The 19434-nt window shown below is 74.6% G+C and carries 19 protein-coding genes; 8 read left to right on the top strand and 11 right to left on the bottom strand.

Features of this window, described 5'->3' with window-relative positions; all coding sequences use genetic code 11:
• Positions 1 to 31: 31 nt before the first annotated feature.
• The gene (locus tag BLS67_RS01860) at positions 32 to 364 is read left to right on the top strand and encodes a PadR family transcriptional regulator (RefSeq protein ID WP_091238558.1); all 333 of its coding nucleotides are present in this window, start codon (positions 32 to 34) and stop codon (positions 362 to 364) included.
• Positions 361 to 1332: an HAAS signaling domain-containing protein gene (locus tag BLS67_RS01855; protein ID WP_091238556.1), complete on the top strand. Its 972-nt coding sequence runs from the start codon at positions 361 to 363 to the stop codon at positions 1330 to 1332. The genes BLS67_RS01860 and BLS67_RS01855 overlap by 4 nt, the downstream gene beginning before the upstream one ends.
• 4 nt (positions 1333 to 1336) lie before the next feature.
• Here the strand turns inward: BLS67_RS01855 and trhA are convergent, their stop codons facing one another.
• Complete coding sequence (trhA, locus tag BLS67_RS01850; RefSeq protein WP_091238554.1) at positions 1337 to 2164, bottom strand: PAQR family membrane homeostasis protein TrhA; 828 nt, start codon at positions 2162 to 2164, stop codon at positions 1337 to 1339.
• A 127-nt stretch (positions 2165 to 2291) separates the two neighbouring features.
• On the opposite strand from trhA, the gene BLS67_RS01845 reads away from it, so the two are divergent.
• The 6 genes from BLS67_RS01845 (at position 2292) to BLS67_RS01820 (ending at position 7780) form a co-directional block, all read left to right on the top strand.
• On the top strand, positions 2292 to 3071 hold the full coding sequence (locus BLS67_RS01845) for an isoprenyl transferase (protein WP_091238551.1): 780 nt from the start codon (positions 2292 to 2294) through the stop codon (positions 3069 to 3071).
• A 25-nt stretch (positions 3072 to 3096) separates the two neighbouring features.
• Complete coding sequence (locus BLS67_RS01840) at positions 3097 to 4311, top strand: DUF885 domain-containing protein (protein WP_091238548.1); 1215 nt, start codon at positions 3097 to 3099, stop codon at positions 4309 to 4311.
• Entirely contained in the window at positions 4308 to 4496 is a 189-nt protein-coding gene (locus tag BLS67_RS01835) for a hypothetical protein (RefSeq protein WP_091238545.1), read from the top strand. Before BLS67_RS01840 ends, BLS67_RS01835 begins: the two co-directional genes overlap by 4 nt.
• Before the next feature lie 23 nt (positions 4497 to 4519).
• Positions 4520 to 5515, top strand: a complete 996-nt coding sequence (locus BLS67_RS01830; RefSeq protein ID WP_091238543.1) for an ATP-binding cassette domain-containing protein — start codon at positions 4520 to 4522, stop codon at positions 5513 to 5515.
• A complete protein-coding gene (locus tag BLS67_RS01825; protein WP_091238540.1) occupies positions 5512 to 6270 on the top strand; it encodes an ABC transporter permease in 759 nt (252 codons plus the stop codon). The genes BLS67_RS01830 and BLS67_RS01825 overlap by 4 nt, the downstream gene beginning before the upstream one ends.
• A gap of 214 nt (positions 6271 to 6484) precedes the next feature.
• Positions 6485 to 7780, top strand: a complete 1296-nt coding sequence (locus BLS67_RS01820) for an RNA 5'-3' helicase PhoH2 (RefSeq protein ID WP_091238536.1) — start codon at positions 6485 to 6487, stop codon at positions 7778 to 7780.
• A 116-nt stretch (positions 7781 to 7896) separates the two neighbouring features.
• Here BLS67_RS01820 and BLS67_RS01815 read toward each other — a convergent pair whose 3' ends face one another.
• The 10 genes from BLS67_RS01815 to BLS67_RS01770 all read right to left on the bottom strand — a co-directional run bounded on the left by BLS67_RS01815 (position 7897) and on the right by BLS67_RS01770 (position 19429).
• The gene (locus BLS67_RS01815) at positions 7897 to 8121 is read right to left on the bottom strand and encodes a hypothetical protein (protein ID WP_091238531.1); all 225 of its coding nucleotides are present in this window, start codon (positions 8119 to 8121) and stop codon (positions 7897 to 7899) included.
• Entirely contained in the window at positions 8118 to 12008 is a 3891-nt protein-coding gene (locus BLS67_RS24670) for a hypothetical protein (RefSeq protein ID WP_091238527.1), read from the bottom strand. Before BLS67_RS24670 ends, BLS67_RS01815 begins: the two co-directional genes overlap by 4 nt.
• On the bottom strand, positions 11989 to 14019 hold the full coding sequence (flhA, locus tag BLS67_RS01805) for a flagellar biosynthesis protein FlhA (protein WP_207500171.1): 2031 nt from the start codon (positions 14017 to 14019) through the stop codon (positions 11989 to 11991). Before flhA ends, BLS67_RS24670 begins: the two co-directional genes overlap by 20 nt.
• Before the next feature lie 123 nt (positions 14020 to 14142).
• Entirely contained in the window at positions 14143 to 15309 is a 1167-nt protein-coding gene (locus BLS67_RS01800; protein WP_091238519.1) for an EscU/YscU/HrcU family type III secretion system export apparatus switch protein, read from the bottom strand.
• A gap of 4 nt (positions 15310 to 15313) precedes the next feature.
• A complete protein-coding gene (fliR, locus tag BLS67_RS01795) occupies positions 15314 to 16078 on the bottom strand; it encodes a flagellar biosynthetic protein FliR (RefSeq protein WP_091238516.1) in 765 nt (254 codons plus the stop codon).
• A gap of 4 nt (positions 16079 to 16082) precedes the next feature.
• Complete coding sequence (gene fliQ, locus BLS67_RS01790; RefSeq protein ID WP_091238512.1) at positions 16083 to 16358, bottom strand: flagellar biosynthesis protein FliQ; 276 nt, start codon at positions 16356 to 16358, stop codon at positions 16083 to 16085.
• Positions 16358 to 17182 (bottom strand): flagellar type III secretion system pore protein FliP, encoded by an 825-nt coding sequence (fliP, locus tag BLS67_RS01785; RefSeq protein ID WP_091238508.1) that lies wholly within the window; start codon positions 17180 to 17182, stop codon positions 16358 to 16360. Before fliP ends, fliQ begins: the two co-directional genes overlap by 1 nt.
• Positions 17182 to 17730 (bottom strand): FliO/MopB family protein, encoded by a 549-nt coding sequence (locus tag BLS67_RS01780; RefSeq protein WP_091238504.1) that lies wholly within the window; start codon positions 17728 to 17730, stop codon positions 17182 to 17184. The genes fliP and BLS67_RS01780 overlap by 1 nt, the downstream gene beginning before the upstream one ends.
• Positions 17727 to 18464: a flagellar motor switch protein FliN gene (gene fliN, locus BLS67_RS01775; RefSeq protein ID WP_091238498.1), complete on the bottom strand. Its 738-nt coding sequence runs from the start codon at positions 18462 to 18464 to the stop codon at positions 17727 to 17729. The genes BLS67_RS01780 and fliN overlap by 4 nt, the downstream gene beginning before the upstream one ends.
• A complete protein-coding gene (locus BLS67_RS01770) occupies positions 18461 to 19429 on the bottom strand; it encodes a flagellar motor switch protein FliM (RefSeq protein WP_091238495.1) in 969 nt (322 codons plus the stop codon). The genes fliN and BLS67_RS01770 overlap by 4 nt, the downstream gene beginning before the upstream one ends.
• Positions 19430 to 19434 lie beyond the last annotated feature (5 nt).

The raw sequence follows: 19434 nt of genomic DNA, 5'->3' as shown, positions 1-19434 counted from the left end.
CGTGCGGTCCACCAACGAGGTCGGAGGACGCATGGACACCACGCAGCTGCTCAAGGGGGTGCTGGACCTCGCCGTGCTCGCGGTGCTGCAGGCCGAGGACGGCTACGGCTACGACGTCGTCCGCCGGTTGCGCGCCGGCGGGCTGGAGGACGTCGGCGACGCCTCGGTCTACGGCACCCTGCGCCGGCTCTACGCCGCCGGGCACCTGACCTCCTACGTGGTGCCCTCGGTCGAGGGGCCGCACCGCAAGTACTACGGCCTGAACGCCTCGGGCCGGGCGCAGCTGGAGACGTCGGCCAAGACGTGGTCGGGGTTCGCGGACACGATGGCGGCGCTGGTCGCCGGGGAGCAGGTGGCGGCATGAGCACGCCGACGAGCACGCCGACGAGCACCGACCCCGAGGTGGCGGCCTACGCGCGGCAGGTCCGCGAGGCCCTCGCCGACGTCCCGGCGGCCCGGCTGGAGGAGCTGCTGGAGGACCTCGAGGAGCACCTCGTCGAGGTCGCCTCGGAGACCCCCGGTCCGCTGGCCGAGCGCCTGGGGTCCCCGGCCGACTACGCCGCCGAGCTGCGCCGCGCCGCAGGCCTGCCCGACGTCGTGGCGGCCGCCGAGGACACCGGGCGGCCCAGCACCCTGTCGCGGTGGGTCGCCCAGGTGCGGGCCAGCGAGCCCTACGGCCACGTCGTGGCCTTCCTGCCCGAGCTGCGGCCGGCGTGGTGGGTGGCCCGCGCGTGGGCCGCCGTCGCGACGGTGGACTACCTGTTCCGCGGCGAGGTCACCATGCCGTTGCCCTCGCTCGGGCTCGGGGTGCTCGGGTGGGCGCTGACCGTGGCCGCCGTCGTCTGGTCCGTCCGGCTCGGGCTGCGTGCGCGGGCCGCCGGTCGGCCGCTCACGCACCCCGCCGCGTTCGCGAACCTGGCGCTCGCGGTCTGCGCGCTGGTCGCGGTCATCGGCGTGGCCGACCGGACCAGCTACGGCAGCTACCCGGAGACGGTCTCCTACGACTCCGGGCCGACCACGCTGACCCACGAGGACGGGACGCCGATCACGAACATCGTCCCGTACGGCCCCGACGGCGAACCGCTCACCGGCGTCCTGCTCTACGACCAGGACGGCCGCCCGATCGACAACCTGTCCACCTACACGGCCGGCGGCGGTTCCGTGGAACCGCAGCGGGGGATCCCGGCGCAGCCGGACAACGCCTACCCGCAGTCGCAGGTGGTGACCAGCTACGACGAGTACGGCAGCCCGGTCGAGGAGGAGTTCCCCGCACCCACCACGGCGTCGACGACCGCCGCACCGACGACGGCCGGGGCCACCCCGACGCCGTAGGGCGCTACACGAAGGGGGAGTTGTAGATCGCGAAGTAGACGGCGATGTAGTGGCAGGCGGCGGCCACGATCGTCATCGCGTGGAACACCTCGTGGTAGCCGAAGACGCCGGGCCACGGGTTGGGCTTCTTGATCGCGTAGGTGACCGCACCGACCGTGTACAGCAGCCCGCCCGCGGCCAGCAGCACCATGGCGGTGACCCCGGCGAGGGTGAGGATGTCGTTGAGCACGAAGACCGCGACCCAGCCCAGCGCGATGTAGATGGGCACGCCCAGCCAGCGGGGCGCGGTCGGCCACACGAGCTTGAGCGACATGCCGGCCAGCGCCCCGGTCCAGACGATGCCGAAGATCCACCAGTTGGTCGGGTAGGGCACCGCCAGCGCCGCGAACGGGGTGTAGGTGCCGGCGATGAACAGGAAGATCATCGAGTGGTCGAGCCGCTTCATGAGCTTCCACCCGCGCGGTGACCAGCGGCGGCGGTGGTAGGCGGCGCTGATGCCGAACAGGCCGAGGATGGTCAGGCAGTAGATCGACACCGGCAGCCCGGCCCGCACCCCGCCGTGCACCCAGGCGAGGGGGATCAGCACCCCGCCGGCGATGATCGACCCGAACGCGGCGAACAGGTGCAACCACCCGCGCAGCCGGGGCCGGGTGTCGGGGTGGTCGAAGTCGCTGTCGCCGTAGTCGCTGTCCAGCCACTCGCCCTCGACGCGGACGGCCTCGACCTGCTCGCCCTCGTCCAGGACGGTGGTGACCGCCTGCCCGGCGGGTGCCTCGAGCTCGGTGCCGTCGGAGGTCCGGACGGTCTCCGTCGGTCGGCTGGGCACGCTCATGCGCCGAGGCTACGGCCGCACCGGGGTCCGCGACAGGGACCCCGGCTGTGAGGCTGCTGGGGGTGCTGTGAGGTCGGTCGCCGTCCGACCTCCCTGTGCGCCGCCCGTGGTCCTAGGGTGACCATCCGTGGGGGCCCGCGAGCAGGTGCGTGAGGCGCTGACGGCGGTGTACGAGCGCCGGCTGGTGCGCCGTCTCGACCGGAGCGCGGCCCCGCGGCACGTGGGCGTCATCGTCGACGGCAACCGGCGGTGGGCGCGGGCCACCGGGTTGGACGACGTCAACGACGGCCACCGCCGCGGCGCGGACAAGATCGTCGACTTCCTCGGCTGGTGCGACGAGACCGGCGTCGAGCTGGTCACGCTGTTCCTGCTGTCCACCGACAACCTCGCGCGCCCCGAGCCCGAGCTGACCCCGCTGCTGCGGATCATCGAGGGCGTGGCCTGCGACCTGTCCGGGCCCGACCGGCGCTGGCAGCTCAACGCGGTCGGCGCGCTGGGCCTGCTGCCGGCCGAGACCGCCGCGGTCCTCAAGCAGGCCGAGGAGGACACCCGGGGCCGGTCGGGTGCCTTCGTGAACCTCGCGGTCGGCTACGGCGGGCGGCGCGAGATCGCCGACGCCGTCCGGTCGCTGCTGGCCGAGCACGTCGAGCGCGGGACGACGCTCCCCGAGCTGGTCGAGACCCTCGACGTCGAGCACATCGCCGGCCACCTCTACACCCGCGGTCAGCCCGACCCCGACCTGGTGATCCGGACCAGCGGCGAGCAGCGGTTGAGCGGCTTCCTGCTCTGGCAGACCGCGCACTCCGAGTTCTACTTCACCGACGTCTACTGGCCCGAGTTCCGGCGGGTGGACTTCCTCCGGGCGCTGCGCGACTACGCGGCCCGGCAGCGCCGCTTCGGCGGCTGAGACACCGGCTGGGAGACTGCAGGGCATGGTCAGCGGCGCGGTCGACATCCCCCTGGAGTACGTCCGGCTGGGGCTGCGGTTCGACCGGCTCGAGGAGGGCTTCGTCGACGCCTACACCGGTGACCGGCGGCTGCGGGCCGCCGTGGCCGACGAGCCGGCGCCGACCCCGCTGGGGCTGCGCGACCAGGCCCGCGGGCTGCTGCACGAGCTGGACTCGACCGACCTGGCGGCCGACCGGGTCGCGCACCTGCGCGGCCAGCTCACCGCGCTGGAGTGCACCGCCCGCACGATGGCCGGGGAGCCCGTCGGCTACCGCGAGGAGGTGCGCGCGTACTTCCAGGTCGACGTCGAGCTCGGCGACCCGGCCGGGTACGCCGCCGCGCACGCGGAGCTCGAGGAGCTGCTGCCCGGGTCCGGCACGCTGGCCGAGCGGTACGCGGTCCACCGGCGCCGCGAGGAGTGCCCGCCGGCGTCCCTGGAGTCGGCCGTGCACGCGCTGTCCAGCGCGCTGCGCGACCGGGTGCGCACCTCGTACGGCCTGCCCGAGGCCGAGACGGTCGCCTACGAGGTGGTCACCGACAAGCCCTGGTCGGGCTTCAACTACTACGAGGGCGCCTTCCGCTCGAGGGTGGCGATCAACGCCGACCTGCCGCACCGGATGAGCCAGCTGCCGCACCTGGTCGCCCACGAGTCCTACCCCGGGCACCACACCGAGCACTGCCGCAAGGAGCTGGGCCTGGTGCGGCGCGAGGACCACGTCGAGCACACGGTGTTCCTGGTCAACACCCCCGAGTGCCTGATGGCCGAGGGGTTGGCCGACCTCGGGCTCGAGGCCGCGGTCGGCGCCGGCTGGGGTCCGTGGGCGGCGGAGGTGCTGGCCGACCTGGGGCTGCGGTTCGACGGCGAGCTGGCCGAGCGGGTCGCCGCCGCCGCGGCCCCGCTGAACCGGGTGCGCCAGGACGCCGCGATCATGCTGCACGACCAGGGTGCCGGCAGCGACGCGGTGACCGCCCACCTGCAGCGCTGGTCGTTGGTCAGCCACGACCGCGCCGTGCAGCAGCTGCGCTTCCTCACCCACCCGCTGTGGCGGGCCTACATCACCACCTACGTCGAGGGCTACGACCTGCTGGCCCGCTGGCTGGGTGCCCGGCCCGCCGACCAGCCGGTCGCCGACCGCTTCCTCCGGTTGCTCGACGAGCCGCTCACCCCGGGCCGCATCACCGCCGAGCTGGCCGGGTGAGGCGCACCGCACGCGAGCGGCGCCTGCTGGGGCTGTGGACCGCGGCCTGCCTGCTGGTGTTCCTGGTCATCGGTCTGCTGTGGGTCGGGGACATCGGGCGGCAGTGGCCGGTGCTCGCCGTCCCGGTGCTGTGGGCGGCCGTGGCGCTGCGCCCCCGCAGGGCGGAAACCCCTCGACCGCGGTGAGCCGCGGGGAGGAGACTCCCGGCGTGATCCACGCCCGCGGGTTGTCCCGCACGTTCGCCAAGAAGCGCGGCAGGCAGAGCAGCGAGGTGAAGGCCGTCGCCGGGGTCGACCTGGACGTCGAGGCCGGCGAGATCGTCGGCTTCCTGGGGCCCAACGGCGCCGGCAAGACCACCACGATGCGCATGCTCACCACGCTGCTGGCCCCCACGGCAGGCACGGCCACGGTCGCCGGCTGCGACCTGCTCACCGACCCGGTCGGCGTCCGGCGCCGCATCGGCTACGTCTCGCAGGCCGGCTCGACCGCGCCGGAGAACCGGGCGGGGGAGGAACTGGTCAGCCACGCCCGGCTCTACGGCGTCAGCACCGCCGACGCCACGGCCCGCGGCAAGCAGCTGTTCGCCGAGCTGGACCTCGACGGGCTGTGGGAGCGCCAGCCCAAGGCGATGTCCGGTGGCCAGCGCCGCCGGCTGGACATCGCGATGGGTCTCGTGCACGTGCCGGGCCTGGTCTTCCTCGACGAACCCACCACGGGCCTGGACCCGCAGGCGCGGGCCAACCTCTGGGAGCACATCGAGGCGCTGCGCCGGGACCGGGGGACGACGGTCTTCCTCACCACGCACTACCTGGACGAGGCCGACGCGCTCTGCGACCGGGTGCTGGTCATCGACAAGGGCTCGATCGTCGCCTCGGGCACACCGGACGAGCTGAAGAGCTCCGTCGGCGGCGACCTGCTCACCGTCACCTCCACGCGGGCGGCCGAGGTCGCCGGGCGCATGGCCGGGCTCCCCGGCGCCGAGACGGCGCGGGTGGACGGCGACCGGGTCACCTGCCGGGTGCCCGCCGGCGGCGCCGCGCTGGTCGCCCTGCTGCGCGACCTGGACGCCGCCGGCATCGAGGTCACCGGCGTCGAGAGCCGCCGCCCCAGCCTGGACGACGTCTTCCTCACCGTCACCGGCCGCTCGCTGCGCGACGGCGAGCACCCGGCCGTCCCCGAGCCCGCCGCGGAGGCGACCCGATGAGCACCATGGTCCGCGACACCGGCACGGTCTTCGTCCGGGCGCTGCGCACCTCGTTGCGCAACCCGGCGTGGCTGGTCATCAGCCTCATGCAGCCGGTGCTCTACATCGTGCTCTTCGGCCCGCTGCTCGAGCCGATCGCCGGCCAGCTCGGCGGCGCCAACGCCTACCAGGTCTTCGTGCCCGGGATCCTCGTGCAGCTGGGCCTGTTCGGCTCCGCGTTCGTCGGGTTCAGCCTGATCGCCGAGTACCGCGCCGGGGTCATCGAGAGCCAGCGGGTGTCGCCGGCCCCGCGCGCGGCGTTGCTGCTGGGCCGGGTGCTGCGCGACGTGCTGGTGCTCGCCGTGCAGGGCGTGGTGCTCGTGCTGGTCGCCGTCCCGTTCGGGCTGGACGCCTCGGTGGGCGGCGTCGTCCTCACGATCCTGCTGGTCGCCGTCCTCGGCGGATCGCTGGCCGCGGTGTCCTACGCGCTGGCGCTGACGCTCAAGAGCGAGGACGCCTTCGCCCCGCTGCTCAACACCGTGCTGTTCCCCGTCGTGCTGCTGTCGGGGATCCTGCTGCCGATGACGCTGGCCCCGGGCTGGTTGCAGGCGGTGTCGGACGTGGTGCCCTTCAGCCACATCGTGGACGGCGCCCGGTCGCTGTTCGCCGGCGACTTCGGGGCACCCGACGTCGGGTGGGGCGCGCTGTTCACCGTGCTGCTGGCCGGCCTCGGCGCCTGGTACGGGACCTCCCAGTTCCGCAAGGAGAGTGGCTGAACAACTCCACCGGGTGAGACGGGGTGTCCTGTCACGCGCAGGACACCTCGGGCGCCTACCGTCGTCGGTGTCAGGGGAGCCCGCCTCCCCGGACACGGGAGGCCCGGTTGGTCCGATGCGAGCTGTCGACCAGGGGGGCCGGACCACGGCCCCTGCGCCGGGTCCCGGCCACCTTCGAGCAGGGGTGCGCCAGCACCCCATCGGGAGTCGACTCGTGAGTTCTCGCCGCACGTACGTCCTCGACACCTCCGTCCTGCTCTCCGACCCGGGCGCCCTGGCCCGCTTCGGTGCGCACGACGTCGTCGTCCCCCTCGTCGTCATCGGCGAACTGGAGGAGAAGCGGCACCACCCCGAGCTGGGCTGGTTCGCCCGGCAGACCCTGCGCATGCTCGACGACCTCCGCGTGCAGCACGGCCGGCTCGACGCCCCGATCCCGGTGGGCGAGGAGGGCGGCACCCTGCACGTCGAGCTCAACCACTCCGACTCCTCGGTGCTGCCCGCGGGCTTCCGCAACGACAGCAACGACAGCCGGATCATGGTGGTGGCGCTGAACCTGCGCGGCGAGGGCCGCGACGTGTGCCTGGTGACCAAGGACGTCCCCCTGCGGGTCAAGGCCGCCGCCGTGGGTCTGGAGACCGACGAGTACCGGGGTCTGGGCGCGGTCGACGCCGGCTGGACCGGCATGGCCGAGCTGTCGCTCTCCGACGACGAGATCTCCGCGCTCTACGACGGCGGCGCGCTGTTCCTGCCCGGCGCTGCCGAGCTGCCCACGCACACCGGCCTGGTGCTGCTCTCCTCGCGCGGCTCGGCGCTGGGCCGGGTGACCGCCGACAAGCACGTCAAGCTGGTCCGCGGCGACCGCGAGGCGTTCGGCCTGCACGGCCGCTCGGCCGAGCAGCGGATCGCCCTGGACCTGCTGCTGGACCCCGAGGTCGGCATCGTCTCCATGGGCGGCCGGGCCGGCACCGGCAAGTCGGCCCTGGCGCTGTGCGCCGGCCTGGAGTCGGTGATGGAGCGCCGCGCGCACAAGAAGGTGGTCATCTTCCGGCCGCTCTACGCCGTCGGGGGCCAGGAGCTGGGCTACCTGCCCGGGTCCGAGGGCGAGAAGATGGCGCCCTGGGCGCAGGCGGTCTTCGACACCCTGGGCGCGCTGGTCAGCAGCGAGGTGGTCACCGAGATCCTCGCCCGGGGCCTGATCGAGGTGCTGCCGCTGACCCACATCCGCGGCCGCTCGCTGCACGACTCGTTCGTGATCGTCGACGAGGCGCAGTCCCTCGAGCGCGGGGTGCTGCTCACCGTGCTGTCGCGGCTGGGCACCAACTCGCGGGTGGTGCTCACCCACGACGTGGCGCAGCGGGACAACCTGCGGGTCGGCCGGCACGACGGCGTCACCGCGGTCATCGAGGCGCTCAAGGGCCACCCGCTGTTCGCGCACGTGACGCTGACCCGGTCCGAGCGGTCGCCGATCGCCGCGCTGGTCACCGAGATGCTGGAGGACATCCCCCTCTGACGGGGGCGCCCCAGCAGCGACGATCAGGGGGGTGCACGACGTGCTGTCCTCCTCCACCAGGGTCGGTGGAGGAGGACGGACGACCGTGCACCCCCCTGATCAACGCTGGGCGGCGGTCAGTCCTCGGGGGGTGGCCGGCGGGGACGGCGGCGGGGTGGCTCCGGCTTCGGCGCGGGGAGCACCAGGCGCAGCACCGTGCTCGCGACGTAGCCGGCCAGCAGGCACCACGGCAGCCGGTCGACCATCTCGTCGGTGCTCAACGCGTCCGTCACACCCAGCAGCAGGACCGGCAGCGAGAAGAGCAGGGCTGCGCCGAGGACGTCCCAGCGCAGCGGGCTCATTGCCGCCCGGCCAGCCGCTCGCAGAGCAGCGCGGCCCACCGGTGCGGGGTGGCCCGGGCGCCGTCGACGACGGCCACCGGCACCGGCAGGCCCTCGAGGAGCGCGGCCGGGTCAGGAGCGGCGTCGGTGTCGGTGACCACGACCGCGTCCACCCGCGGCAGACCGGCCAACCAGCTGCGCAGGGCGGCCGGCTTGCGGGTGGAGTCCAGGACGCCCCAGACGGCGGTCGCGTCCCACGCCTGCACCATCTGCGCGGCCCAGGCGCCGCCGGCGTCCCCGAGGGGGACGTCGACCGCGATCACCGTGGGGACGTCGGCACCGGCGAGCAGCGCCCGGACGTCCGCGGCCGCGGCGGCCCCGGACACCTGGACGTCGGCACCGGCGAGACCGGCCAGCGGACCCCGCGTGCACCACAGCACCCGGGAGGGGTCCAGCCGCAGCGCGACGGCCAGGGCGCGGGCCGCACCCAGCGCCTCGGCCCCGGGGCCGACCACGACGAGGACGTCGCCGGGCTCGGACGGGATCGCCGGTGCGGGCGGGAGGGCGCGCCCGAGGGCCGAGGCCAGCGCGGCGAAGGTGCCGCGGCGCGAAGCCTCGGCGGCGAAGCCGGCGCCCAGCACCGACGGCGGCACGCCCAGGGCGGCCAGCCCGGCGGGCCCGCCCTCGGCCGGGCCGGGGCCGTCGGTCACGGGGGTCAGGTGGGTGATGGTCGCCCAGCCGTCACCGGAGTCGCCGCGGGTGCCGCGCATCCGGGTGGAGGGGTGCGGCGGCAGCGCCCGTGCACCACCGGTCGGCCCGGTCGGGACCGACGGGCGGGGTCCCCGCACGACGGGCGGGGCGGAGGCCACGGAGGAGAGGACGGCGCCGGGGGACGGGTCGCTGGCCGTGCGGGCCAGCTCCTCGGCCATCCCGGCGGCCATCTCGTGGGCCATCTCCTGCACCAGCACGTCCGAGACCTCCGGTGCCAGTGCGGGGGCGGTCACGAAGTCGCTGTCGGCCACGGCCTGCAGCGCCTCGATGAAGCCCGAGGTCGCCTCGGCCGGGTCGTCCAGCGCGGTCAGCCGTCCCGCGCCGACCACGGGCAGGTCGACCTGGGTGGGCAGCGTGCGGTGCCGGCCGGCGGCCTCCGCGCGCCGGCGGCGCGGGGACACCGCACCACCGGCGAGGGCCGCTGCGCGCAGGGCCTCCAGGGGGTCCGGCTGCGCACCGCGGGACGCCGAGCGCGAGCCGAAGAGCACCTCGTCGTACCGGGAGCCGGCCGAGTAGCTCGGCCGGGGGGCGTCCACCACGACGCCGACGACCGGCTCCGCGTCGGCGGGGACGTCGGCGCCGGTCCCGGGGGCGGCCGCGGCCGCACCGCGGTGCCGTCCGCCGTCGATCCCGGCCACCTCCACCGACCGGCGCACCGGGGTGCCCCAGAGCGGGTCGACCTCGGCGGCGACGGGGGTGGCTGCCGGAGCGACGGAGAGGGGCGCGACGCCGATCGGCGCGGGGGTGGCGTGCCGGGCCTGCTCGGCGGCTTCCCGGCGCTCGGCCCGGGTGCGGCGACGTCCGGCCTCGACGAGGGTCGGGCCGGCCTGCTCCGCGGCGGCCCGGACCTCGGCCTCCCGCTCGGCCTCGGCGTCGACGCGAGCGGCGTGCGCCGCAGCACGCTCCGCTGCGGCGACCCGCTCCGCCTCGGCCGCGGCGCGCTGGGCCTCGGCCCGGGCGGTGGCGATCTGCTCGGCGGCAACCCGCTCGGCAGCGATGCGCTGGGCCTCTGCGACAGCGGTCCGCTCGGCCTCGGCGGCGATCCGCTCGGCCTCCGCGACGGCACGGCGCTGGGCCTCGACCCGCTGGGCGGCGGCCCGCTCGGCGGCGACGCGCAGGGCGGCGGCCCGCTCGGTGGCGGCCTGCTCGGCGGCGAGGCGCTGCGCCTCGGCCGCCGCGGTGCGCTGGGCCTCCGCCCGCTGGGCCTCGGCAGCGGCCTCGGCGGCGGCCGCGCGGCGCGCCTCGGCCAGCTCGGTCTCGATGCGACGGGCCTCGACGCGGGCCGCCTCGGCGGCGGCCTGCCGAGCCGCGGCCCGGCGGGCCTCGGCCTGCTCGGCCGCCATGCGCTCGGCCGCGATGCGCTCGGCCTCCGCCTGCTCGGCGGCTGCCCGCTGGGCCTCCGCCTGCTCGGCGGCGACCCGCTGGGCCTCGGCCTGCTCGGCTGCGAGACGCGCAGCTTCCACGGCGGCGCGCTCGGCCTGCTCGGCGGCGGCCTGCTCGGCGGCGGGGGTCGTGCCCGACGGCGGGAGGGCGGGCAGGCTGCGCCGGGCCGGGGCGGCACCCGTACCGGCGGCGGGCAGCTCGGCCGGCGGGGTGGCCGCAGCCAGCACCGAGCGCAGCCGGGCCGCGCGGTCACCGAGGGAGGGCTCGGCCGGACGTGCGGTGCCGGCGAGCTCCGGGTCGACGAAGTCGTCGAGCAGGTCCGGCGCGGTCCGCTGCTCGCCGACCTGCCGTTCGGCCAGCTCACCGGCGGCGCGGATGGCCGCCTCACGCAGCTGCGCCGCGCCGGCCCGCGCGGCGGTCACCCGGGTGGCCACCGGCGCCGGCGGGCGCTGGGCGGCGGCGGGACGGCCGGCGCGGGGGGCGAGCTCGATGATGCTGGTCGCGTCCCAGGTGGGGGCCGCCGCGGCGGGAGCGACCGGGGTCGCGTCGGCGGCGGGGGCCGGACCGGCGTCCGCCACGGCGGAGCGGGCACTGCGCCGGGCCTCGGCCCGGGCGCGGGCGGCCTCCCGGCGCTGCTCCACGGTGCGGGTGGGGGCGCCCTGCGGGGTCACCGCGGCGGGCCGGGCCGAGACGGCGACCTCGGCCGCTGCCTCGGCGCGGTCGATGTCGGCGCGGGCGGCGGCCACGGCCTCCGCCTCGGCGCGCAGGGCGGCGGCGCGCACCGCGGCGGCGCGGTCCCCCGGGGGCGGGGGCGCCGCGGTCGGCGCCGACCCCGTGGTCGTCGCGACGTCGTCCTGCTCGGCGGCCACCCGCTGCTCCTCGTGCTCCTCGGCGTCGGCCACGGCGGCCTGCACCTCGTCGTCCTGGGTCACCACGCGCATCAGGGCCGCCGCGAACGGCGAGGGCGGGGTGTCGCCGTCCGCGTCGTCCGGGGTCGGTGCCGACGTCGCCGCGGCCGCGGGGCGCTCGGACCGCGAGGTCCGCTCCCACGCCGGTGCCGCCGGCGGGACCGGGTCGGTCTCGCGACGGGTGGCGAGGGTGCGCGGGGCCGAGGGGGTCGCCGGCGCCTGCGGTGCGAGGGCCGGTGCGCGCTCGGCGACCGGGGCCGCGACGGGCCGCGGGACAGGTGCGGCGGCCGGGCGCGCGACGGACGCGGGGGAGTAGACGGCGACGTCGGAGCTGCCCGGGCCCAGCAGCTCGGCCAGCTCGTCGACCGGGTCCACCACGGGCAGCACGCTGGTCGGGGCGTCGTCGGCGGCCCGCTGCGCGCCGCGGACCTGGAGGGCGACCTCCAGCAGGTCGTCGACCGACAGGCCGGAGGACGGCCAGCGGTCGGCCGGCTCGTCGGCGGCCGGGGCGGCGGTCCGGGGCAGCTCGGCGACCACGGTGGGCGTGGCGGCGCGGGCGGGACCGACCTTGCCCTTGCCGGTGGCCTTCGGGCGGGTCGCCGCAGGTGCCTTCGAGGAGGTCGTCGTGGGCGCCTTGGAGGGGGCGGCCGGGACGTCGGCGTCGCCGAGCCCGGGCACCACGACGTCGGCGACGAACCGCTCCTGGCTGAAGAAGCCGGCCACCCCACCGCTGCGGATGCGTCGCACGCCCCGGATGCGGACGTCCGAGCCGTACTCCTCGCGGGCAGCCGCGATGGCTTCGTCACGGGTGTTCCCGGACGGCGGTTCAGGCGAGTGCGACGGCACCGTTCACCACTCCGATCGTCTCGATCTGGGCCGTACGGGAGACCTCCGAGTAGGAGATGACCGTGCAGCGGGCCACGACCTGGCGCATGAGCCGGGACAGGGCAGGGCGGACCTGGGGGGAGCAGACGAGCAGTGCGGTGATGCCCAGCTTCTCGGCGTCGTCGAGGAGGTCGCTGGCCCCGCGGGCGAGGGCGTCGACCATCCCGGCGTCCAGGGCCAGGACCGCGCCCTGCTCGCCCTGCCGGACGGCGGACAGCAGGCGCTGCTCGAAGCCCGGGTCGAGGGTCATCACGTAGAGCTTCTCGTCGGCGGTGACGTAGGGCTGGCTGATCGCCGGGCCCAGGGCGCCGCGGGCGGCCTCGACCAGGCTGTCCAGGTCGGTGGCGCTCTTGGCGCGCAGCGACAGGGCCTCGAAGATCCGGACCAGGTCGCGGATCGAGACGCCCTCCTCCAGCAGGGCCTGCAGCACCTGCTGCACCTGGCCGAGGGTCAGGGAGGCGCCGGTCAGCTCCTCGACGACCACCGGGTGCGAGCGGCGCACCATCTCCAGCAACAACTTGACGTCCTCCCGGCCCAGGAGCTGGGCGGCGTTCTGGCGCACGACCTCGGCCAGGTGCGTGGTGATGACCGACGAGCGGTCGACGACGGTTGCCCCGGCCATCTCGGCCTGGCGCTGCAGCTCGACGGGCACCCACTTGGCGGCCAGGCCGAAGACCGGCTCACGCGTGGGCTTCCCCGGCAGCCCGTCCAGGGAGTCGCCGATGGCCAGCACGGTGCCGGCCGGCGACGTCCCCTTGGCGACCGGGACGCCGTTGAGCCACACCACGTACTGGGAGGCCGGCAGGTCCAGGTTGTCCCGGGTGCGCACCAGCGGGATGACCAGGCCGGTGTCCATGGCGACCTTGCGGCGCAGGGCCTTCACCCGGTCCAGCAGGTCGCCGCCGCGGGCGGTGTCGACCAGCTCGACCAGGTCGAAGGCGACCTCCAGCTCGAGGGGGTCCACCCGCATCTTCTCGGCGATCGCCTCGGGGGAGTCCGGCGAGGGCTCGTCCGCGGCGGCGACCGGCTCCTCCTCGACCGGGGGGTTCTCGTCGACCCGCGACGCGAGGAGCAGGAAGAGCCCACCGGCGAGCAGGAACGGCAGCTTCGGCAGACCCGGGATGAGGCCCAGCGCGACCAGCGCCCCGCCGGCGATCCGCAACGGCTGCTTGGTGCGGCCGAGCTGGGCCATCATGTCGCTGCCCAGGTCGCCGTCGGCGGCCGAGCGGGTGACCACGATGCCGGTGGCGGTCGAGAGCAGCAGCGCCGGCACCATCGAGACCAGGCCGTCGCCGACGGCCAGCAGCGAGTAGGTGCTGACCGCCTCGCCGATCGGCATCCCGTTCTGCACCATGCCGATGGTCAGGCCGCCGACGAGGTTGACCAGCACGATGATGATCGCCGCGATCGCGTCGCCCTTGACGAACTTGCTGGCACCGTCCATCGAGCCGTAGAAGTCGGCCTCGGCGGTGACGTCGGCCCGGCGCTTGCGGGCCTGGGCCTCGGTGATCAACCCGGCGTTCAGGTCGGCGTCGATGGCCATCTGCTTGCCGGGCATCGCGTCCAGGGTGAAGCGGGCGCCGACCTCGGCCACGCGCTCGGCACCCTTGGTGATGACGACGAACTGGATGACCACGAGGATCAGGAAGACCACCAGGCCGACGACCAGCGAGCCACCGATGACGAAGTGGCCGAACGCCTCGATCACCGCACCGGCGTAGCCGTCGGAGAGCACGAGCCGGGTGGAGGAGACGTTCAGCGCCAGGCGCAGCAGCGTCGCGATGAGGATCGCGGAGGGGAAGACGGCGAAGTCCAGCGGGCGCTTGATGGACATCGCCACCAGCAGGATCAGCAGCGACGCCGCGATGTTCATCCCGATGAGCAGGTCCAGCACCACCGCCGGCATCGGCACGACGAGCATCAGCACGATCGACACCACGCCGATCGGCACGGCTGCCTTCGTCCACTTCACGCAGATCTACATCGGCAGGCGCGCCGACCCACGTGACCGGACGGTCACGACGTGCTCCTGGAACGGCCGCGTCCCAGGGGCCCGCGGCGTGCGGAGCGCGTCGTGGGGAGGGACGTGGTCCTTCTAGGCTCCGGTGCCGCCGCCGGCGACGGGGGTGGCGCGGCGCCGGCCGGCGACCGGGAGGCCCTCGGTGTCCGGCGGGGTGAAGCCGGGCTGGTGCACGCCGCCCTTGATGCCCTTGGCCCCCAGCTGCATGACGAAGGCCAGCACCCGGGCGACCGCGGTGAACAGCTGCGGCGGGATCTCCTGGCCGATGTCGCAGCTGCCGTGCAGGGCACGGGCCAGCGGGATGTCGCGGACCTGGGGCACGCCGTGCTCGGCGGCCAGCTCGCGCAGGCGGCGCGCCACCTCCCCCGAGCCCTTGGCGACCACCCGGGGCGCCCCGAACGAGCTGGAGTACTTCAGGGCGACGGCGACGTGGGTGGGGTTGGTGAGCAGCACGTCGGCGGTCGTGACGTCGGTCATCATGCGGTTGCGGGCCTGGGCCATCATCACCGCGCGGCGGTGGCCCTTCACGTGCGGGTCGCCCTCCTGCTGCTTGTGCTCCTGCTTGATCTCGTAGTGGCTCATCTTCAGCTTCTTCATGCTCTGCATGCGCACGACCATGTAGTCCGCGACGGCCAGGACCAGGCCGGTGAGCGCGGCCACCCGCAGCATCATCAGCGCCGAGTCGGTGAACACCGAGGCGACCGTGCCCAGCGGCATCGACCCCGAGGAGGCGACCAGCATCTTCGCGTCGTCGACGGTGAAACCGATGGCCACGCCGATGGCGATCGTCTTGATCAGCGCCTTCGCGGTCTCCCACAGACCGTGGCCGCCGAACATGCGCTTGAGGCCGGGGAAGGGGTTGAGCTTGCCGAGGCTGGGCTTGAGCGGCTTGCTGGCGAACACGATGCCGCCCTGGGCGGCGGAGGAGAGCACCCCCACCACCAGGACCCCGGCCGCGAGCGGGAGCGCCGCGGCCAGGAACGTCGACAGCGCCTGGCCCAGCAGCACCTGGATCGCCGCCACGTCGGGCCGCTCGGCGACCTCGCCGATCTGCCGGAACAGCGCCTGGGCGCCGTCGTAGGACCGCCCCACCATGGCCGGCAGCAGGAAGCTGGCGGCCACGGCACCGAGCCAGGTGCCCAGCTCCTGCGTGCGGGGGACCTGGCCGTCCTTGCGCGCCTTCTTGAGGCGCTGCGGTGTCGGCTTCTCGGTCTTCTCACCCCCGGGACCGTCCTTGGCCACGGCGCTACCCGGCCTTCAGCGCGAGCACCGCACGGGTCGCCGTCTCCATCAGGGAGTCCAGCGCGGTGGGCAGCAGCGGGAAGGTGAGACCGAGCATGACCAGGGTCAGCATGATCTTGACCGGGAAGCCCATCGAGAAGATGTTCATCTGCGGCGAGGCCCGCGAGACCAGGCCCAGGGCGACGTCGGCCAGCAGCAGCACCGCGACCAGCGGGCCGGCGATCTGGATGGCGGCCAGGAACATCGTGGACATCGCGTGCACCACGGTCTGCCCGATCTGGTCCGGCGGCAGCACGGCCCCCAGCGGCAGTCCCTGGTAGGAGGTGAACAGCCCGCGGACGAGCATGAGGTGCCCGCCGCTGGTGAACAGCAGCGCGGTGGCCAGCAGGTTCTGCAACCGGCCGATCGTCGAGGCGGTGCTCATCGACAGCGGGTCGTAGGCCGGCTGCAGCGAGAACCCGCCGGTGACGTCGAGGATGTCCCCGGCCAGCTGGATCGCGCTGAAGAACAGCTGCACGATGAACCCCAGGGCTGCCCCGATGACCACCTCGGTGAGCGCGGTGAGCACCAGGTAGCCCACGGACAGCGTGCCGAGCTGGCCCTCGACCTGCCGGAAGACCACCAGGGCGAGGGCGACGGACAGGGCGCCCTTGACCGTCGCCGGGATGGCCTTGGAGTTGAACGGCGGGGCCAGGACGACGAACCCCGCGGTGCGCGCGGTGGCCAGCAGCAGGGCCGCGAGCGTGGCCTCGGGGACGTCGAGGTCCACGTGGTCAGCTCCGGCCGAGCAGCGCAGGCAGCGAGTCGAAGAGCTGGTGGGTGAACGCGACCAGCTCCGACAGCACCCAGTTGCCGGTGACGACCAGGGCGACGGCCACGGCGATCAGCTTCGGGACGAAGGAGAGCGTCTGCTCCTGGATCTGGGTGGCCGCCTGGAACAGCGAGATGGCGAAGCCGACGAGCAGCGCCGTCAGCAGGATCGGGGCGGAGACCTTCGCCGCCACGATCATCGTCTGCACCGCGAGGTCGGTGATCTGGGCGTCGTCCACTAGCCGCTGCCCGAGTACGAGCCGACCAGCGCCGTGGTGATCAGCGCCCAGCCGTCGACGACGACGAACAGCAGCAGCTTGAACGGCAGCGAGACGATCACCGGCGGCACCATCATCATGCCCATCGCCATCAGCGCGGCGCTGACCAGCATGTCCAGCACCAGGAACGGGATGAAGACGACCAGCCCGATGATGAAGGCGCTCTTGAGCTCGCTGAGCACGAACGCCGGCACCAGGGTGAGCATGCTGACCGCGTCCTGGTCGGCGGGCATCTGCTCGCCGCTGAGCCCGACCATGAGCTTGAGCTCGTCGCCGCGGGTGTTGGCCAGCAGGAAGTGCTTGAGCGGTTCGACCCCGGCGTCGTAGGCCTGGCCGATCGACATCTGGCCGTCCAGGTAGGGCTGGATGGCCAGGTGGTTGATGTCGGCGATCACCGGCCCCATGACGAACAGGGTCAGGAAGAACGCCAGCCCGGTGAGCACCTGGTTGGGCGGGGAGTTCTGCAGCCCCAGCGCGTTGCGGGTCAGCGACAGCACCACGACGATCTTGGTGAACGAGGTGACCAGCAGCAGCAGGGACGGCGCGATCGACAGCACCGTGATCGCCAGGATCAGGGTGATCGCGCTGGACGGGCTGTTGCCGCCGATGTTGATGTCCAGCCCGCCGGTGGGGGCGGTCGGGTCGACCGGCGCCGTGGGGGCGGTCGGGTCGTCGGCGGCCAGGGCCGCCGTGGCCAGCAGGGTCAGGAGGGCCGCGCCCGCGACGACGACCACCCCCGCTCGGGTGGCCCACCGGCCGGCGCGCTCCGGGCGGAGCGCAGGCATCAGCGGCGCACCGTCCTCTCGCGCAGGCCCTCGACGACCTGGGTCCAGGCCGCGCGGTCGAACACCGAGCCGGCGACGAGCCCGCCACCGGTGCCGCCGCCGTGCCGGGTGGCCGGGGGCGCCTTGCGCGGCCGGCGCGCCCCGGGCACGCCGGGCAGCTGGGGGAGCGCGATCTGGGTGGTGGGCGAGTCGTCGTCGTCCGGCCCCTCGAGCACGGCGACCGGACGGCGGGCGGCCAGCGCCGCGCGGCGGGCGTCCTGCTGCGCGACCCGCTCCTCCTCGGCCTCGGCCAGCATCTCCTCGACGATCTCGCCGTCCATCTCGGCCAGCAGCGTCACGTGCTCCTCGGTGGTGCCGACGACGAGCACGCGGTCGGCCACCCGGAGGACGGCGACCGTGCTGCTGCGGCCCATCCGCTGCCGGGCGACGACCTCGATGATCGAGCTGCCCCCGCCCAGACCGCGCTTCTTCGCCACGCGGGCGGCGAACCACAGGACGCCGGCGACGAAGGCCAGCGTCAGGATCAGCCGGATGACCATCCAGGTCATGCCGACGCCTGCCCGAGCTCGGCGGCCGCGGCGTCGGTGACCACCTCGGTGATCCGCAGCCCGAACTCCTCGTCGACCACGACCACCTCGCCGCGGGCGATGAGCGTGCCGTTGACCAGCAGGTCGGCGGGGGCGCTGGCGGCCCGGTCGAGCTCGACGATCTCACCGGGGTAGAGCGACAGCAGCTCCTGCACCGTCATCCGGGTGCGGCCGATCTCGACGGTGACCTCCATGGCCACGTTGCGCAGCAGCTCGAGGCTGCCGCGCTGGGTCTGCGAGCTGGGGCGGGGCAGGGTCACCTGCAGGGCGAGGGTGGCCTGGTGCTCGCCGCCGGCCAGCAGCGGGACGGCCAGGAAGACGCCCTTGTCGCGCAGCCCGTCGAGGGCCGCCTCGGGCTCCTCCATCCGCTCGCTGGTGACCGTGACGCGACCGAGGACGGCGGCCGCGGCCTCCAGGGCGGGGCGCATGGCGGCGGCGACGTCGAGCTTGCCGACCGGCGAGTTGGCCAGCGCCTCGACGACCGAGCCGGCCACGACCAGGACGACGTCGCCGCTGACCTCGCCGGAGAGCCGGGCGGTGATCGCCGCGGGGGAGTCGCCGGGCAACGGGGCGATGTCCGGGTCGTCGACCGGGGACCCGCAGGTCAGCTCCGAGGTCGCGGGCAGCAGCGCACCCGCGGCCTGGGCGGCCGAGACCACGGCGGTGGAGATGGTGGCGGCGTCGTCGGTGCTCACTGGGGGTCCCTCGCAGTGCTGGTGTGTCCGGCTGGGGTGGCGACGATCTCGGCGGCCAGCCGACGGCGGTGGTTGCTGGCCACGGCGTGGGCGAACACGACGTCGTTGGTGGTGACCTCCAGCGGGCTGTCCCGCGGGTGGCGGAGGAGGAGCACGTCGCCGACGGCGAGGCTCAGGAGGTCGGCGCTGGGCACCTTGATCGGCCTGAAGCGGGCGTTGACCTCGACCGGCACGGCGCCCAGCCGCTCGGACAGCGCCTGGGTGGCCTGCTTGCGCTCCCGCAGCGCCTGGGCGGACAGCTGGGGCGACGTCGCGTCGTGCAGCGCGGTGGCGAACGGGGCGAACGGCAGCATGATCGTCGCCTCGGTCTCGCGGTCGCCGAGGGTGAGGGTGAAGGAGCTGACGACGACGGTCTCGCTGCCGACGGCGAGCTGGACCAGCTGCGGCTGGTATTCGAAGCCCTCGAGCCCGAAGTCGACCCGGATCACCGGGCGCAGGGCGAGGGCGAGCTCGTGCAGCACCCGCTCGACGGGGTACTGGGTCAGCCGCGTCTCCATGCCCGTCATGGGGCGCTGGGGCTGGTCGGCCGCGCCGGAGCCGCCGAGCAGCTGGTCGATCATGGCCATGGCGACGTCCAGCGACCAGGTCATCAGACCGCGGCCCTGCAGCGGCTCGAAGCTGAGCACCGACATGAACACAGGGTTGTCCAGGTGCGCGATGTAGTCGTCGTAGGCGAACTGGTCGATGCCGCCGAGCTCGACCTTCACCTCGGTGCGCAGCACCTGGGTGAGGTTGTTCGCGGTCTGCCGGGCGAAGGACTCCAGCAGGTTCTGCAGCACCCGCACGTGGTCCCGGGACAGCTTCGTGGGCCGCCGGAAGTCGTAGCTGCGGGGCTCGCCGCGCCGCCGCCGGGAAGCCAGCAACGCCGCACCCCGGGGTGCGGGTGCGGCGTCGGCGAGGGTCACGACTC

Source organism: Klenkia soli, assembly GCF_900103975.1.
Classification (GTDB): Bacteria; Actinomycetota; Actinomycetes; order Mycobacteriales; family Geodermatophilaceae; genus Klenkia; species Klenkia soli.
Note: the sequence above shows the minus strand (reverse complement) of the source record. Positions and strands in the feature narration are given on the sequence as shown.